This window comes from Sphingomonas sp. YR710 (assembly GCF_900101455.1).
Taxonomy (GTDB): Bacteria; Pseudomonadota; Alphaproteobacteria; order Sphingomonadales; family Sphingomonadaceae; genus Rhizorhabdus.
In genome coordinates, this window is record NZ_FMZJ01000005.1 from 237,380 (window position 1) to 254,609 (window position 17,230).

Below are 17,230 nucleotides of genomic sequence, written 5' to 3' on the forward strand. Positions count from 1 at the left end.
GCCCGCCGCGGATGCCAGTCTTCCGATATGCAATGGCACTGGCCCATCCTCGCGACCATGACGGTCGGACTGTTTTCGGTGCCCGCCAACGCCGATGATCCCGGTTCGCGGGATATCGCCAGAGAGATTATCGCCGAACTGAATTTCGCGCGCACCGATCCATCCGCTTATGCGCAGCGGCTGCGGTCCTATCGCGAACTTTATCGTGGCAGGATCGTCCGTCGCCCCGGAGAGACCGAGAATCTGATGACCAAGGAAGGCGTCGCCGCGGTCGACGAGGCGATCGCCTTCCTCATGCGGCAGCCGGCGCTGCCGCCGCTCGTTGCCGATAAAGCGCTGACGCGCGCCGCGCGCGATCATGTGCGCGATCAGGGGCCGGGGGGAATGACCGGCCATATCGGTTCCGACGGCTCGACGCCAAGCGACCGGGTTCGCCGGTACGGGCTGTGGCGCCACGCGCTGGCCGAGGATCTGGCCTATGGACCGGCAACGGCGATCGACGTGGTGCGCGAATTGATCATCGACGATGGCGTCCGCGACCGTGGCCACCGCAAGGCGATTTTCCTGGCCGTCCTGCGGGTTGCGGGCGCGGCGTGCGGTTTTCACACCGCTTATGGCACGATGTGCGCGATCGACTTTGCCGAAGGCATGGACCCGCACTCGCGTTCCTCGGAATGAGACCGATCGATTGCGGCAGCCAGGCAATCCGGAGTTCTTTGGAAACGTTGGAGAAGCGCGTTGAGATCCAGAGTTTAACGATTAGAGAAGGGGGATGGCCCCGTCGATGGGGTGTTCGTTAGTGGTTGCATGGGGACGTGGGTAAATGCGAATTGCGATGATCGGAACTGGCTATGTCGGCCTCGTGTCGGGGGCGTGTTTTGCCGATTTCGGGCATAACGTCGTCTGCGTCGATAAGGATGCGGCGAAGATCGAGAAGATCGAAGCCGGCGTCATGCCGATCTATGAGCCTGGCCTGGCCGATCTGGTGGCAACCAATGTGCGCGCGAACCGCCTTTCGTTCACGACCGATATTGCCGCCGGCGTCGCGGGCGCGGATGCCGTGTTCATCGCGGTGGGCACGCCCTCCCGCCGTGGCGACGGCCATGCGGATCTGAGCTATGTGTTTGCAGCCGCCAAGGAAATCGCCGCTGCAATCTCGGGGCCGACGGTGATCGTGACCAAATCGACCGTTCCCGTGGGCACGGGCGACGAGGTAGAGCGGATCATCGGCGAGATTGCGCCCGGCCAGGAATATTGGGTGGTCTCGAACCCCGAATTCCTGCGCGAGGGCGCCGCTATCGAGGATTTCAAGCGGCCGGATCGTATCGTCATCGGCACCGAAAACCCGCAGGCGACCAAGATCATGCAGGACATCTATCGCCCGCTCTCGCTCAATCGTGCGCCGTTGATGTTTACCGGCCGGCGATCGGCCGAGCTGATCAAATATGCCGCCAATGCATTCCTGGCGACCAAGATCACTTTCATCAACGAGATTGCCGATCTGTGCGAGAAAGCCGGCGCCGACGTGCAGGAAGTTTCGCGCGGCATCGGCATGGACAATCGCATCGGATCGAAGTTCCTGCATGCGGGGCCGGGCTACGGTGGCTCCTGCTTTCCCAAGGATACGCTGGCACTTCTCAAGACGGCCGACGACAATGATGTACCGCTGCGGATCGTTGAGGCCGTCGTCAAGGTGAACGACAATCGCAAGCGGGCGATGGGCCGCAAGGTGATCCATGCGATGGGCGGCGAGGTGCGCGGCAAGACGGTCGGGGTGCTGGGGCTCGCGTTCAAGCCGAATACAGATGACATGCGCGATGCGCCGTCGCTGGCGATCATCCAGGCATTGCAGGATGCTGGAGCGAAGGTGCGCGCTTATGATCCGGAGGCGGTGGAGCAGGCGAAGATGGTGCTGAGTGGGGTCGAGTTCATGGACGATCCTTATGCGGTGGCCGAGGGGGCGGATGCGCTGGTGTTGGTAACGGAATGGAATGCGTTCCGAGCACTCGATTTGAGGCGAGTAGCGGCGGTTATGAAGGAGCCGGTGCTGGTGGATTTGCGGAATATCTATCCGCAGGGCGATGTGGAGCGGGTTGGGTTGCGCTATGCAGGGATTGGGCGGGGGTGACGTGAGCCCCAAACCATACGACGTTGGCTGTTACCGGATGGCTACGGAACGATTGAACGAGCTGTTATAGTGCAAATGCGCTTGAGGATCGCCCGCCCTGCCATCAATCGCGTCGCCAAAGGCGAGCGACCGGCTTGTCCTCATGGATCTCCGCAAACTGGCTCTCGAGGAAAGTCCAGTCGATCTTGCCCACCAGTCGTACCAGTGGGTGCCCCATGTCGATGATCTGGTCGAGACGCGAGCGGAACATGTCCCGCTGGCCTGTCTCGCGTCGTTCGGTCGGCTTCCTCCCCACCCCCAACATCCTTGTCAGGCGTAGCGAATCACGCCTCCAGGGCAAAAGCAATTTGCAAGACAATCGCCCGCTTCATCGTCGAATCTGGTCCAGCAAACTCGATCACTTGCCATCATCGAATAACCGTTCCTTCTCAGCCACTTCGATGTTTTTCACGGCCGACTATTCACACTTTTAGGCCAGCGCCAACAGTTCAACCTGACGTGCGCAATGACGAAAAACTGTAGAGTGTCGCAATGCCCGCCCTATAACAGCGGGCCGCTTATATAGCGAAGCCGCAATATCGTCTTCTTGAGGCGGCTTGCCATCAGCGATAGCTTGGATCGCTCGAACAAAGCCCCACGTTTCCTCTCGCAATGTGCGTCGATGCATCAACTCGGCACCACCACGCGAAAGATCGTTCGCAAGTTCCGTGTTAACGAGCAAGATCGCGATAGCTTCAGCTACTGATTCGGGCGTCTGGTGCGCAAGCAAACAGCCCGCTTCTGGTAAATCAAGAAGGTTATTACTTCTATATAAATCGACTACCGGCAGTCCGCATGCCATCATCTCGAAAGGGACGCGTGACGGATTGGATGAACTCATACATATACCGACAGTGCTTTCGTTATAAAGCTCGGATAGTTGAGGTGGCGTAATAATACCCATCTGCTCGGCCTTGTACCACAATGGTACTTCTTCGCCGCCATAGAGACGTATAGGTACGTCCGGGTAATTGTGTGCAACAATGCCCAGTGCTTCGATCAGCAAAGCGCCACATCTACGAGGCTTTTCTGGCTGCAAGATGGCGCATATGGCGGGTTTTGCTCGGGTCTTCCGTTCAAATGGGTAATAAATACTCGTATCAACTCCAAAATCCATGCGATACGCGTCATTACCGAAATCTGTCGCAAGTGTCCGGTTAAGCCAACGGCCAAGGGTTATCGTGGACAGGCCATAAAGATAGCCGTTCTCGCCCGCGATATAGCTATCGCCCATCGCATTAAATAACGATTCATAATCTTGAACTAGGTATGCCTTGAGGCGTGCGCCGCTATCTCGCGCAATGCGCGCTGAATCCCAACGCGTCGCAACGATCATGTCGCTGCCGGAAAAATCGCAAGGCCAATAGCGTATTGGAATTCCTCTGATCCCGTAGAAATCCGCAGCCTCCGCCTCAAGGTTTCGTGTTCCGGGAACCTGATCGAGGATGACAATTTCAACGTCGAAGCCCACTTCGTGGAGCCCGGAGGCGTAAGTAAAAATAGTCCGTAAACCGCCGGAGCCGTGGATAGGTGCTGGTGAGAGGATAGAAATCCGCATCAAATCGTATCCGTATTAGGCTGCGACACGTCGCAAGCAGAGGATGAGGCTTGTCTCACATAAACCATCCAGAATAGGCAGCATGATTTCTACTGACATCCCGGGACTAACGATTACTGCGCCGGGCACAGTTTCGCCATCTCGCAATATATTCGCAGGTTCGAAATATACGGTTCGGAGCACCGCACCCGCTTGTGAGGGTTTGCTTCCAACAAGAACCCGTTCGATCCGTATCGCCCCATCGCTGCCATAATTAAACCAGCGGATTGAAAAGCAGCCGGCATGGTGAAAGGTTGCGTATGAGATGCCAACCCCATCGCTTGCGATGAAATAATCTGCAGCCAAATCTTCTATGAGTTCACCATTTGTGAAGAACTGTAGTCGAGCCGCGTGCCAATGATCATCACCAACCATATGGCCGCCACGAGATAGAAGAACAAGGCTATCGAGTGCTTGAGGCCTAGCTAGTTTCAACAATCCGAATACCCAGTATACAGGTAGGCTATGGATTTGTCGAAGCGTAGCATATCGAACTAATTCGAGAAAATAGGGATCGCATATCGTCTCGCTTGATTCGGACCCATTGTTTTCGTCATGAACCCAGTTGCCAATCAAGGTGAGTTCTCGCTCGGTCGGACACACCGTCAACCGAGCCAGCATTACGCGCAATGCTGGCGCCATATCGGCAAGGCACCAAGAACCGCCTTTGTTGTCGGCCAACATGGCTTGATAGGCGTGGCAGAAATCTCTGACTCGTCCGCGCAGCCCTGCCAGAAAGCGATGCTGCGAAGCGGGGGGGCGGGCTGGGTCAAAGATGACGGCGCCATCCATGTCATACCCGACTACTGATCCCACGTCAGCAGAGCACACCTGTTCGAGAATTTCCTTACATCGCAACGTGACCCGACATTCACTGCGCGGCGCCCCCATTTCGAATAAGAAGCCCCGCGAAATGCTGCCTTCGGCGACTTCGCGTGCAGCAGCCTCGTCCGTTGCCAGATAGAAGCCAATCGAACCGCCGGTCCAGCCAAGGCGCTCCATAGCCTTTCGAAGAACTGTCTGCGAGCGCGTTGTCCATCCAAGGTCGACCATGCCGATCATCGCTTCGGAACTGACATCCGATTCTGCAGCCACGCGGGAAACGTAGCGGGCTAGGCTATCCTGAACGCCAATGGACCAGTTGGTTACCGCAGCACGCACTGCCGCACTTCTTACCAATGCCTCCAAAACCTTGTCAGCCCGCGGATCGCCCCCGCGAACCAACACATGCCTGAGTTCGGCCGGCACTTCAGAGACGAGTTCAGCGCTGCCTGCGCGCGCGAGAAAGCTCGCGGCCGTCATCGGAGTTCGTCGGCTGAAGAAATATGCTTGGAACTCCGCCATGTCGCCTTCGGTGAAAAGCGTTGGATATGTCACCGTCCTCGAAGTAAGAAACGGAATTGCCTTCACTTTGCTCCCGCGTTGATCTGCAAAAATATTTATCAGCTCTGAGAGGAACATGCCCTCGCGAGTAAGGCATAGCAGATGTTCAATACCAGCCGCCTCGGCTTGTTCCAGTGTCCATTCTGCAAATGCAGTCAGTAAGGGCCCCACCGTTAACAGCCCCAGTTCATCGACAAGGTCGCCTTTGCGCTGGAGTCCGATCACTTCGTTCCATACTTGGCGGCGAATAGCGTCGATACCGCAACGTACGGGAAAATCCGCCCAGTCAAGGCCCAGCAAACGAGCCGCCTGCTCTTCTCCCTCGAAGAATTCCCTTGCTATAGCTTTAAATTGCGGCAGGTGGATGCTGGGCGCGCCAACGCGCTTGGCACCGCGCGTATCTGCCTCAAGGTTGTCACCGATGTGGAGAATATCCGTTGGCGCTATTCCACACCGGGCAGCCACAACCGATAGTAGACCCTGTGCTTTATCAGAACCCTCGTCGTGTGAGGATGCAATGCAAATTTTATCGACGGTAGGGTCGGCTCTCTTTAGTAGTCGCTTCAATTCGGTAGCGGTAAAATATGTATCCGAACAATATGCGTGTGGGATATTACGCGCGCGTAATCCAGAAAGAACTTGCTGTAGAGTATAATCGGGCTGAAGCGCCTTGCGCTCGACTTCCACTTCTACAGAGATAAACTCATCCAGTGTCGTGCTATCGGTGGCCAGAATATGTTGCAATGCGCTATAGACGGCGATCAGCCCAATTTCGGGGGAACGCCCTTGCTGCAAGGCTTCGAGCCGCAACCGATGTTCCGCTTGCCGACGTGCAACCGAGAATTGCTCCGGGCCGAGGCCGTAACGCAGCATTTTCTCGGTGAACAATCTTGTGCCGACTAAACTGAATATATCGGCCGGAACCCGGCTCGGTCGCCAGAGTACGGTGTCAAATACGTCAAGAGTAACGAGTGACGGGCGTTCGCGGTCAACAATTTCGAGAATTTGCTCGGCCGCCGAACGCACTGGCCGACGAAATTTCAGGTCACGGTCGCGTAGCACGGGATCGCTGCTTCCCGGCGCCTGGCCCTGGGCGTTATAGGCAATTTTTGATGCAGCCGCGGATTTCATGATAACCCCTTACAGCGTAATTAAGAAACGGGGTGCGGCCTGAAGCATCAAGGCAGAGTGTCCCCTGTAGCCGTTCGGGTTTTCGCTTGCGACCTCGGCGGGCGGGATGATCTCCACTTCTCGCTCTAGTCCGACAGCGCGTAGCCGTATCCTACTCACATCCAAGCCGATCCCCAAACGACGGAGATTTATGGAATAGCCACACAAAGCATGCTTCATGCCAATGTTCCGAAGATCGTCTCGATAGCGATCGGTACGAATGGTGATCGGACGCCGATCATCGGTTATCACGTCAATCTCGATCCGGTCACCAGCTTGCGGTGACCAAGCCCAACCTTCTACCCGGTTATTAGCATACAGCTTGGCTTCAAGATGTGCTCTGTGGAAAAAGGCAAGGTTAACCTCGCGCTCTAGCAGGGTTGGGCCATCTGATATCGCAACCTTCACCTGTTGAATCTGCGACTTTTCGACATCCAAAAGCGCTTCAAAGCCGCAGAATATGTGTGGGGCGCCCGGTGGCAATGCGCCCGTCCAACGGCGGTTGGCGAGAACTGCAACATGTGTCTTGCCATCGACGGAAATCTCGATGCGCGCTACATCCTCGTGCCTAGCCGGATAAAAACACCAACCAAATACACGGCGCCCCCGCACCTCGGCGTAGCCAATCACCTCCGCGAGGGCCAGCAACGGCCCCGTCGGTAGATTTACCACAGATCAAAGCCCCCAATTTGATATCACGCCAACAAATCGCTGCTAAACCCCAGAATGGGATTCTGTACTTTAGCTATTACGTTTCAGCTCCACTGACAAGGTAATTACCTACGTCCTTCCGTGAGGGCGGATTTGAGGTGGTGATGGAGACGGCGATGGCGTTGAAAATGCCGGTGCGTGGCTTAAATTGGGCCGCATCGACGGCGGTGCGACTGTCGATCTCTCCTCGGACTTGCTCACATTCCTGAATTCAGTGACTGTGCTCCGGCGCATGGTACAAAAATAATTTCAATAACCGTTACAGCAAGTATTCCGAAATATTAGTAACAGATAAATACTTATCCAGTATTTCTGGATTGGAAACAGAATCGTGGCTCTTACTCGGAAGAGATTTTCTAATTGACGTTGTCAATGTCTGCGGAATTACACCAATAAATTTCTGGACATTCGCCAGTGATAACTGATCTCCATCAGCAAATATATCATCGTAATATACTTCTGTATAATGTTTCAATCTAGAAAATATCTTCCTATTTTCAGATATATTCGTCCTTATTCGTGTAATGTGCGCGGAAAGGGCTGCAACATTTTCAATATTTACTTTGATAGAACGCTCTGAATCGTTCACCCCAGTATGGGCTGATAATTTATTTTCTTCTCTTATTTTGAGTGATAGTTGAGAGATTGCGATATCTAGTAAGTTTCTTCTTACTATGTGAATGCACTTCACGTCAAGGTCGGAAAGATGTTTAAACAATTCTGGAATATAACTTAATTGGTCGTACTTAAGGTGAAAGCCATGGCGGGACGCCCCAGATTTATCTCTTAAATAATCGAAATATCTGTTGAGATTGCGTCGGATGATAAAGAACTGAGGGTAGGCGTTTTGAATATCCTCAATCACCAATTTCCCAAAGAATGGAAAATAATTTTCATACTGGGTTGGAAAATTCAAAAATATTTCCGGATGAACGGAAATATCCGGATGACTGTCCAGATAATTCCCGAGCGCAGTTGTTCCCGACCTCTGTTCGCCAACAATAATAAACATGGGCTCTGTCATACTGTCTGCTTTACCATGAAATCCGATATTTTCGTCAAGCTTGAAGGACAATGCCCGCCAGAAGGCAGGCAGAACAATTTTCTGCGGAATCAATCATCAGACCATTATCTCCTTGCGGCAGCTTCAAACACGTCATAATATGATAAATGGCTCAACGCCAGCCTCGCAACGACCACTCAATTCACAATCGCCCGACCATCGTTTGCGGAGCGTCACTGATGCAGGTCCGACAATAAGCGGGAGCGGGTCGAATTCTATCACGGGCGGGAACATTCGAAGCCTTCAATCGCAAGTGCGACAGTTTGGTTGCGCAATTTCAAACGCGCGATAGTCGGTTTCGACCTCTGCTAATTTCATATCGAGCCCATAATCGAGATAGGTTTTTAACGAGCAGAGCGACTTGCCAGTGGGTTTGAGCGGATAGCCCACGCCTCGCCACGAACTCTGACAAACGCGAAGCGAGTTTAAGTGATCCGCTAAACCCGCCTATATGATCGTCAACCGATGTTGAACCTCGGTAGTGCCTCGTCGGCCCGCCTGAGCCCCTCCCCAAACGCCTTCGCCTTTTTCGCATATCCCGCGGCCGACATTCTGATCCCGGCGATCGCTTCGGCGCTCAACTACCGCACCGCCTTCGCCGGGCTTCCCACGATCAGCGAGCCCGGTTCGAAGGTCTTGCCCTCGGTTACCAGCGCGCCCGCGCCGACCAGGCAGTTTTCGGGGATCACCGCATGGTTGAGCACCGTCGCGCCCATGCCGGTCAGCACATTGTCCGCGATCGTGCAGCCGTGCAGGATCGCGTGGTGGCCGACGGTGCAGCTCTTGCCGATCACCAGCGGGGCGCCGCGATCGGAATGGAGCATCGCGCCTTCCTGGATGTTGGTGCCGTCGCCTACGCTGATCGGCGTGTTGTCGGCGCGGATCACCGTGCCGGACCACACGCTGGCGTCGCGGCCCAGCCGCACCTCGCCGATCAGATCGGCCGAGGGTGCGACCCAGGCCGATCCGTCATCGGGAAGTTCGGGCTGCTTGCCCGCGAACGCACATGAAGGCATCGATCAGCCCCTGGCTTTGACCTGCTGCCGGAATTTATGCAGCAACGGCTCCGTATAACCGTTCGGCTGGGATATGCCTTCGAAAACCAGCGCGCGCGCCGCCTGAAACGCCAGGCTGGTCGCCTCATTCCCCGCCATCGGCCGGTAAAGCGGGTCGCCCGCATTCTGACCATCGACCTTGGCCGCCATCCGCTTGAGCGCGGCGTCGACATCGTCGGGCGTGCACACACCGTGGAGCAGCCAGTTCGCCATATGCTGCGACGAGATGCGCAAGGTCGCACGATCCTCCATCAGGCCGACGTCATGGATGTCGGGCACTTTCGAACAGCCGACGCCCTGATCGATCCAGCGCACGACATAGCCGAGAATGCCTTGCGCATTATTGTCGAGTTCGGCGCGGACTTCGTCCGGCGTCCAGTTGCGGCCGATCGCCAGCGGGATGGTGAGCAGCGGGGCCAGGCCCGGCGTCGGCTGCGCCGCCAGTTCCTTCTGCCGCGCGAACACGTCGAGTTGATGATAATGGAGCGCGTGCAAGGTGGCCGCGGTCGGGCTCGGCACCCAGGCGGTGTTGGCGCCGGCGCGCGGGTGGACGATCTTCTGCTCGATCATATCGGCCATGCGATCGGGCGCGGCCCACATGCCCTTGCCGATCTGCGCCTTGCCGGAAAGCCCACAGGCGAGGCCGATCTGGACGTTGCGGGCCTCATAGGCGCTGATCCACGCGCTGGCCTTCATCTCCGCCTTCGGGATCATCGGGCCCGCTTGCATCGATGTGTGCATCTCGTCGCCGGTGCGATCGAGGAAGCCGGTGTTGATGAAGATGATGCGGTCCTTCACCGCATGGATGCAGGCCGCCAGATTGGCCGAGGTGCGCCGCTCCTCATCCATCACGCCGACCTTGACGGTGAACCGTTCGAGCCCGAGCAGATCCTCGACGGCATCGAACAGGTCATTGGTGAAGGCGACTTCCTCGGGCCCGTGCATCTTCGGCTTGACGATATAGACCGAACCGGCGCGGCTGTTGGTGAAGCGGCCAAGCCGCTTGAGGTCGTGGATCGCGATCAGGCTGGTGACGATCGCGTCGAGAATGCCCTCGGGCGCTTCGCTGCCATCGGCCAGCAGAATGGCGGGATTGGTCATCAGATGGCCGACATTGCGGACGAACAGCAGGCTTCGGCCGGCGACCGTCAGCTCGCTGCCATCGGGTGCGGTGTAGCTGCGATCGGCCTCCATCCGGCGGGTCATCGTCTTGCCGCCCTTGTCGAAGCTGGCTTCGAGATCGCCCTTCATCAGGCCGAGCCAGTTGGCATAGGCGTCGACCTTGTCGTCGGCATCCACGGCGGCGACCGAATCCTCGAGATCGCAGATCGTGGTCAGCGCCGATTCGAGCACGACGTCGGCGAGGCCGGCCGGATCGTCGCGGCCGATCGCATGGGCGCGGTCGATCACCAGTTCGATGTGCAGGCCGTTGTGGCGCAGCAGGACGGCGCTTGGGCTGGCCGCGCCGCCGCGATAGCCGACGAAGGCGGATGGATCGGCAAGCGCCGGAGCCAGCGCGCCATTGACGATGACATAGCCGGTCGCATCGGTGTGGTTGCCACTCGCCAGTGGCACCGCCGCGTCGAGGAAGGCCTTGGCGCGGGCGATCACCTGGGCGCCCCGCACCGGATCATAGCCCTTGCCGGCCGGGGAGCCGGGCAGCGCGTCCGTGCCATAGAGCGCATCGTAGAGGCTGCCCCAGCGCGCATTGGCGGCGTTGAGCAGGAAGCGGGCGTTGAGGATCGGCACGACGAGCTGCGGACCGGCCATCCGGGCGACTTCATCATCGACCCTGGTAGGTGTCACCGCGAACGGCGCCGGCTCGGCCACCAGATAGCCGATGTCGCGCAGGAAGCCTTCATATTGTGCCGGATCGATCGGCGCGCCGCGCCGCGCGATATGCCAGTCGTCGATCTGCTTCTGCAGCCCGTCGCGCTTTTGCAGCAACATTGTGTTGGTCGGGACGAAGCGCGTGAAGATTGCGCTTACGCCGGTCCAGAAGGCCGCCGCGTCCAGCCCGGTGCCAGGAAGCGCCTTCTGTTCGATGAAATCGGCAAGCACGGTGGCGACCGACAGCCCCGCTTTCTCGATATAATCAGCCATTCACTGGGTCCTTTCGCTTCAACAGGTCCGGCGCCGCTTTCAGCGCAGATGGTGGGGGCCCGCCAGTCGCCCAGTCGAGCAGTTCGACCAGGTGGACGACGGGGATGTCAGTACGCTGCGCGATCTGGGTCGCGCAGCCGATATTGCCGGTGGCGATCACCTGCGGGGTGAGCGCGGCGATGGCCGCCGCCTTGCGATCGCCGAGCTGGGCGGCGATGTCGGGCTGGAGGATGTTATAGGTCCCGGCCGAACCGCAGCACAAATGCGCTTCGGCGGGTACGCGCACCGCGAAGCCGGCATCGGCGAGCAGCCGTTTGGGTGCGTCGATCACCTTCTGCCCATGCTGCAGCGAGCAGGCGGGGTGATAGGCGACGACCAGACCATCGGCATGGCCAGCGGGCATCGCGATCCGCGCAAGCAATTCGCTGATGTCGACGGCCAGCGCGGAAACCTTCGCCGCCTTCGCAGCGTAAGCCGGATCGTCGCGCAGCATATGGCCATAATCCTTGATCGTCGTCCCGCACCCCGATGCGGTGATGACGATCGCGTCGATCGCGGCGCGGTCGGCCTCGGCGATCCAGGCGTCGACATTGCGGCGGGCTGCGGCCAGCGCTTCCTGTTCGCGGCCCATATGGTGGACGAGCGCGCCGCAACAGGCTTCGCCAGGCGCAAACGCCACCTCATGACCGGCACGGGTCAGCAGCCGCACCGTGGCGGCACTGATTTCGGGGCGCAGCACAGGTTCGGCACAGCCCTGCATCAGGATTACCCGGCCTTTTGGCGCCGGCACGATCGTGTTTCGCGATTTCGTCGCGGCGGGCACATGGTTCGGCGCGAGCGCAAGCATCGCCGCGATCGGCTTCAGGGCCGGCATGTCCTCGATCAGATAAGCGAACGGCCGCGCGATCCGCGCCAGCCGCAACGCCAGCCGGAAGCGGCGCGGATGCGGCAAGGTGGCGGCAAGCAGCGCGCGGATCATCCGCTCGATCCACGGCCGGCGATAGCGCGCCTCGATATAGGCGCGGGCATGGTCGACGAGGTGCATATAATGCACGCCCGAGGGGCAGGTCGTCATGCAGGACAGGCAGGACAGGCAGCGATCGATATGCTTGACGACTGTCGGCGACGGATCGCGGCCTTGCTCCAGCATCTCCTTCATCAGGTAGATGCGGCCGCGCGGGCTATCGAGCTCGTCGCCCAGCAGCACATAAGTGGGGCAGGTGGCGGTGCAGAAGCCGCAATGCACGCATTTGCGGATGGCCGCTTCAGACGTCGCCATCGCCGGTTCGGCGAGCAGTTCGGGGGCGAAATCAGTGCGCATCGCGGAATCGTCCCGTCTCGAAGATGGACTGCGGATCGAAGGCGCGCCGCACCCGCGCCTCCAGCGCGGCGACGCCCCGCGGTTGCGGATGGAGCGCCGATATCCGTGCGCGCATATCAGCGGGCGCGCGGACCAGCGCTGCGTGGCCGCCCGCGGCTTCCGCGGCTGTGCGCAGCATGAACGGAGCGCCCTCAAAGGCGGCCCAGATCAGGCCGCCGGCCCAATCGAACGTCCAGCCCGCGTCTGCGGGCAGGCTGGCGACAATCTGTGGTCCGGCGCTGGGCGGAACATTGATCCGCCAGAGCGGCGCGCTGCCGCCGAGCGGTGCGAGCGTGCGAAGGTCCGACCAGAAAGCATCGGCTTCGGAATCGGGCAGCGCCAGCACAGGGCCATGCTCGGCGAGCAGCCTGTCGAGCATCGCGCAACGCGCGACAACCGATGGACCGAAGCCCGCGATCCTGATCGCGGTGAGGGCTCCCTCGCTGCGGACATGCGCCGGAATATGCGCTGCGGCCGATACATCGGCCTGCGACCCCATCGCCAATGCCATAGCCTTCTGCGCCTGCTGCGGATCGAGTCCTGCAATCGCCCGCGTTGCGCACGCGCGGGCCGCCGGAAGCGTCTTGAGGGTCAGCTCGGTGAGCGCGAACAGCCGGCCCCAGCTTCCGCAGGCGAGCTTCGGCAGATCATAGCCGGTCACGTTTTTGACGACCTTCGCCCCCGCTACAAAGGCCTCGCCGCGTCCTGAAACCGCGCGAAAACCAAGCAGGTGATCGCGGACGCCGCCGGCCGACAGCCGGCGAGAACCTGCCACACCCGCCGCGACAATTCCGCCGATCGTCGCCATCTTCGCGGCGCGGCCAAAGATCGGTCCATGATCGAACGGCTCGAACGCGAGCATCTGCCCGGCGCCGGCGACCAGCGCCTCGATTTCCGCCAGCGGGGTTCCGGCACCGACGGTCAGCACCAGCTCGGCCGGATCATAATCGATCACACCGGCAAAGCCGGTCATGTCGAGCGTCATGGCATCGGGGGCGGGCGCGCCGATCGCGGCCTTGCTGCCGCCGCCGGCGATGGCAAGGCGTGTGCCGTGGCGCGCGGCATCGGCGACCGCATCGATCAAGTCGGCCGCGCTGGCCGGCTTCAGGGTGACGGGGCAGCTCATGTCAGAAGCGCGGTAGCTCGGGAAAGGGCAATTGTCCGCCATGGATGTGCATGCGGCCGAGTTCGGCGCAGCGGTGCAGGGTCGGAAAGACCTTGCCGGGATTGAGCAGCAGTTTGGGATCGAACGCGCATTTCACGCGCTGCTGATGGGCAAGATCGGTCTCGGAGAACATCACCGGCATCAGATCGCGCTTCTCGACGCCGACGCCATGTTCGCCCGTCAGCACGCCACCGACTTCGACGCAGAGCCGCAGGATGTCGCTGCCGAATTCCTCGGCGCGTTCGAGCTGGCCCGGGATATTGGCGTCGTAGAGGATCAATGGGTGCAGGTTGCCGTCACCGGCATGAAAGACGTTGGCAACGCCCAGGCTATAATGTTCGGAAAGCTCGCGCATCCGCTGCAGCACCTGCGGAAGCCGGCGGCGCGGAATGGTGCCGTCCATGCAATAATAATCGGGGGCCAGCATGCCGGTGGCGGGGAAGGCCGCCTTGCGCCCTGCCCAGAAGGCCAGCCGTTCGTCTTCGCTGGTCGATGATCGGCACGATACCGCGCCGTTGGCGGCCGCGATCTGCTCGACCTCCTGGGTCAGATGATCGCATTCGGCCGAAGGGCCGTCGAGTTCGACGATCAGCAGCGCCTCGACGTCGAGCGGATAGCCGACGTGGACGAACGCCTCGGCGGCCCGGATCGCGAGCCGGTCCATCATTTCCATGCCCGCCGGAATGATGCCGGCGGCGATCACCTCGGCGACGCACAGGCCGGCGCTCTCGACCGTCGGAAAGCCGATCAGCACGGCGCGCGCGGTTTCTGGCTTCGGCAGGATACGCACCGTCACCTCGGTCACGACGCCGAGCAGCCCTTCCGATCCGACGACGATCCCGAGCAGATCGAGCCCGGCCGGATCGAGCTGTCGCCCGCCGAGCCGGACGATCTCGCCGTCCATCATCACGATTTCGACGCCGAGCACATTGTTGGTGGTCAGACCATATTTCAGGCAATGCACGCCGCCCGAATTTTCGGCGACATTGCCGCCGATCGAACAGGCTATCTGGCTCGAAGGATCGGGCGCATAATAGAAGCCGCGCCCTTCCACCGCGCGGGTGACGGCGAGGTTGGTCACCCCCGGCTGCACGACCGCGGTGCGATCATCATAGTCGATCGCGATGATCCGGTTGAACCGCGCCATGCCCAGCAACACGGCGTCGGCGAGCGGCAAGGCCCCGCCCGACAGCGACGTCCCCGATCCGCGCGGCACGACCTTGACGCCCTCGGCATGGCACCAGGCGAGGATGGCGGACACCTGCTCGCGGGTTTCGGGCAGCACGACCAGCATCGGCGGCTGGCGATAGGCGGAAAGGCCGTCGGATTCATAAACGCGCAGCGCATCGGCATCGTCGATCACGCCGTCGCCCGGCACGATCGCGCGCAGCGCCGCGGCGATCTGCGCGCGCCGTGCGATCACCGACGCATCGGGCTCCGGCATTTTGAGCGACATGGCGGTTCCTTCCGTGCAGCGCTGTAGACGATTCGTCATCTCGTCGGTAGATGATCGAGAGCGAACACAGCTTTTCTTTTAAGGAAAGAATGATGGATCCCGATTATAGCCTGTTCGCCGAGGTGGTCGCCGCGGGCAGCCTTTCGGCGGCAGGGCGGCGGCTGCGCATTTCATCGGCGATGGTATCGAAGCGGCTCGCGCGGCTTGAGCGGCGATTGGGAACCCAGCTCGTCCATCGCACCACCCGCCGCCTTTCGCTGACGCCGGCTGGGCAGGGCTTTCACGAGGATGTCGTCGGCATATTGGCGGCGATCCGCGCGGCCGAGGCCCGCATCTCGGACAATGGGGGAAGTGCCGCCGGCAGTCTGCGGGTTGCCGCACCGACATCGTTCGGGCGCCTCTACGTTGCGCCTTATCTCAAGAATTTTCTCGACATGCATCCACGGATCGATCTGCAGATCGATCTGTCGGACGGCTTTACCGATCTGGTCGGCGAGCGGATCGACCTTGTGATCCGCATCGCCCCCGAAATCGGCCCGGGTCTGGTGGGCCACCGCCTTGCCACCAGCCGCCGCATCCTATGTGCCGCGCCGGCCTATCTGGCCGGCGCAGGCATGCCGTCATCGATCGATGACCTTGCGGGCCACTGCCTGCTTGCGGCGACCGATCAATTGCCATGGCGGCTCGAAGGGCCGGGCGGGGCGATCGTCGTCGACGGCCGCAGTCATGTCCGCACCAATTCCAGCGAAGTGGTGCGCGAACTGGCGTTGGCCGGCGTCGGGATCGCGCTGCGTTCGCTCTGGGATGTTGGCCATGATCTGGCGGCAGGGCGATTGCAGCGCGTGCTGCCCGATCATGAGGGATCGGCGGCGGTCGGCATCTTCGTTGCTTATCCGCGCGCGGCGTTCGTGCCGCCGGCGGTGACGGCATTTCTCGAATATCTGCGCGGGATCTATGCCGTGCCGCCCTGGGAAGGATAAGGGGCGCTATTGTGCTGCCAGCGCATAGCTGCCCGTCTTGCGAAGCAGGCCGGCGGCTTCGGCAGGCATGATCAGCGCAGTCACGTCCCGGCCAGCGCGTTCCTTCAACCGGAAGGCAAATGGGCGGCCCGCGTCGGTATCGTAACGCGCGGCGATTTCGCGCAACAGGCTCTCTTCGATGGGGAACGCGACCAATTTGGAGAGGATGCAATCGGTGCTGAGTTCGGGGTTGGCGCAATAATCACCGCCATTCGCGTTGAGTGTCGGCGCCGTGCGGGCAAGGCCGCCCGCCGTCTGGAAATGAACCGCTTCGAACGTCCGCTCAGGCCCGATATAGCGCACCTTGTGATGGACTTCGTATCGGATCTTGCCGGTCGCGCGATCGATGACCGCGCGCAGCGACGGATCGCTGTCGACCACATTGCCCGTCCAGTGCCAGCCCACACGGCCGCGGTGGGCCTTTTCGGTCGAAAGCGTCGCGACGAACTCAAGGTTGTCGTCCTTCACCAGGATTTTGGAATAGACCTTGTCGGCGGTCAGCGACTGCATATCGGGCGATATGGCAACCGACGCGTTTGCGCCGGTGGTCGCGGGCGCGGCCGCGAGGGCAAGCAATATGGCACGTAACATGGGAACTCCTGATAATGATGAGGGCCGCGGTCGGCCGGGGATGATGATTGATCGCAGGTACCCGGCCGTGGCAGGCGTCGAAGCGGACGGGGATCAATCGGCCTGAACGGTGCGATCCTGCGGCGCGCGATCGGCAATTGCGCCGCAGGTGGCGTCGCGCGCCTGATCGGCGGCAGGAGCGCCCTTGCCAGCCGGGACATGACGATATCCCGTGTCGCATCCGGCGGTTTCGCCGGCGATGCGGTAATGCTTGACGGGCGTCTTGCCGCCAGGCGCCCAGCCCTCGATCAATGTGGGCGCGGACTGGGCCAGCAGCGGGGCGGTAGGCAGGGCCAGGGCGACGAGAAACAGAAGGCGCATCAAAATTCCTTTGGGCTGTCGTTGTTGGTG

At 60.3% G+C, this 17,230-nt stretch carries 15 protein-coding genes; 3 read left to right on the forward strand and 12 right to left on the reverse strand.

Annotation, left to right across the window (positions count from 1 at the left end; genetic code table 11):
• Positions 1-57: 57 nt before the first annotated feature.
• Together BLS13_RS08410 and BLS13_RS08415 are read left to right on the forward strand one after the other, a co-directional pair.
• Positions 58-678 (forward strand): CAP domain-containing protein, encoded by a 621-nt coding sequence (locus BLS13_RS08410; protein ID WP_093451381.1) that lies wholly within the window; start codon positions 58-60, stop codon positions 676-678.
• A gap of 145 nt (positions 679-823) precedes the next feature.
• Complete coding sequence (locus BLS13_RS08415; protein ID WP_093451304.1) at positions 824-2,128, forward strand: UDP-glucose dehydrogenase family protein; 1,305 nt, start codon at positions 824-826, stop codon at positions 2,126-2,128.
• A gap of 103 nt (positions 2,129-2,231) precedes the next feature.
• Here BLS13_RS08415 and BLS13_RS08420 read toward each other — a convergent pair whose 3' ends face one another.
• The 10 genes from BLS13_RS08420 to BLS13_RS08460 all read right to left on the reverse strand — a co-directional run bounded on the left by BLS13_RS08420 (position 2,232) and on the right by BLS13_RS08460 (position 15,230).
• Positions 2,232-2,423: a hypothetical protein gene (locus BLS13_RS08420; protein WP_143011907.1), complete on the reverse strand. Its 192-nt coding sequence runs from the start codon at positions 2,421-2,423 to the stop codon at positions 2,232-2,234.
• A 174-nt stretch (positions 2,424-2,597) separates the two neighbouring features.
• A complete protein-coding gene (locus BLS13_RS20300; protein ID WP_143011908.1) occupies positions 2,598-3,725 on the reverse strand; it encodes a glycosyltransferase family 4 protein in 1,128 nt (375 codons plus the stop codon).
• A gap of 15 nt (positions 3,726-3,740) precedes the next feature.
• The gene (locus BLS13_RS08425; protein WP_143011909.1) at positions 3,741-6,278 is read right to left on the reverse strand and encodes a hypothetical protein; all 2,538 of its coding nucleotides are present in this window, start codon (positions 6,276-6,278) and stop codon (positions 3,741-3,743) included.
• A 9-nt stretch (positions 6,279-6,287) separates the two neighbouring features.
• Complete coding sequence (locus tag BLS13_RS20305; protein ID WP_143011910.1) at positions 6,288-6,965, reverse strand: hypothetical protein; 678 nt, start codon at positions 6,963-6,965, stop codon at positions 6,288-6,290.
• Between the two features lie 322 nt (positions 6,966-7,287).
• A complete protein-coding gene (locus BLS13_RS08435; protein WP_093451311.1) occupies positions 7,288-8,145 on the reverse strand; it encodes a sulfotransferase in 858 nt (285 codons plus the stop codon).
• A gap of 527 nt (positions 8,146-8,672) precedes the next feature.
• Positions 8,673-9,107 carry a gamma carbonic anhydrase family protein gene (locus tag BLS13_RS08440; RefSeq protein ID WP_093451312.1) on the reverse strand — a complete coding sequence of 145 codons (435 nt, stop codon included), beginning with the start codon at positions 9,105-9,107 and terminating at the stop codon, positions 8,673-8,675.
• A 3-nt stretch (positions 9,108-9,110) separates the two neighbouring features.
• Positions 9,111-11,249 carry a malate synthase G gene (locus tag BLS13_RS08445; RefSeq protein WP_093451314.1) on the reverse strand — a complete coding sequence of 713 codons (2,139 nt, stop codon included), beginning with the start codon at positions 11,247-11,249 and terminating at the stop codon, positions 9,111-9,113.
• Positions 11,242-12,570: a glycolate oxidase subunit GlcF gene (gene glcF, locus BLS13_RS08450; RefSeq protein ID WP_093451315.1), complete on the reverse strand. Its 1,329-nt coding sequence runs from the start codon at positions 12,568-12,570 to the stop codon at positions 11,242-11,244. The genes BLS13_RS08445 and glcF overlap by 8 nt, the downstream gene beginning before the upstream one ends.
• A complete protein-coding gene (locus BLS13_RS08455) occupies positions 12,560-13,735 on the reverse strand; it encodes an FAD-binding protein (RefSeq protein WP_093451317.1) in 1,176 nt (391 codons plus the stop codon). Before BLS13_RS08455 ends, glcF begins: the two co-directional genes overlap by 11 nt.
• Position 13,736: 1 nt before the next feature.
• On the reverse strand, positions 13,737-15,230 hold the full coding sequence (locus BLS13_RS08460) for an FAD-linked oxidase C-terminal domain-containing protein (protein ID WP_093451318.1): 1,494 nt from the start codon (positions 15,228-15,230) through the stop codon (positions 13,737-13,739).
• Between the two features lie 92 nt (positions 15,231-15,322).
• On the opposite strand from BLS13_RS08460, the gene BLS13_RS08465 reads away from it, so the two are divergent.
• On the forward strand, positions 15,323-16,210 hold the full coding sequence (locus tag BLS13_RS08465; protein ID WP_093451383.1) for a LysR family transcriptional regulator: 888 nt from the start codon (positions 15,323-15,325) through the stop codon (positions 16,208-16,210).
• Between the two features lie 6 nt (positions 16,211-16,216).
• On the opposite strand, the gene BLS13_RS08470 is transcribed toward BLS13_RS08465, so the two are convergent.
• Both BLS13_RS08470 and BLS13_RS20310 read right to left on the reverse strand, forming a co-directional pair.
• Entirely contained in the window at positions 16,217-16,840 is a 624-nt protein-coding gene (locus tag BLS13_RS08470; protein WP_093451320.1) for a hypothetical protein, read from the reverse strand.
• Between the two features lie 93 nt (positions 16,841-16,933).
• Positions 16,934-17,200, reverse strand: coding sequence for a hypothetical protein (locus tag BLS13_RS20310; protein ID WP_143011911.1), 267 nt, complete (start codon positions 17,198-17,200; stop codon positions 16,934-16,936).
• Positions 17,201-17,230 lie beyond the last annotated feature (30 nt).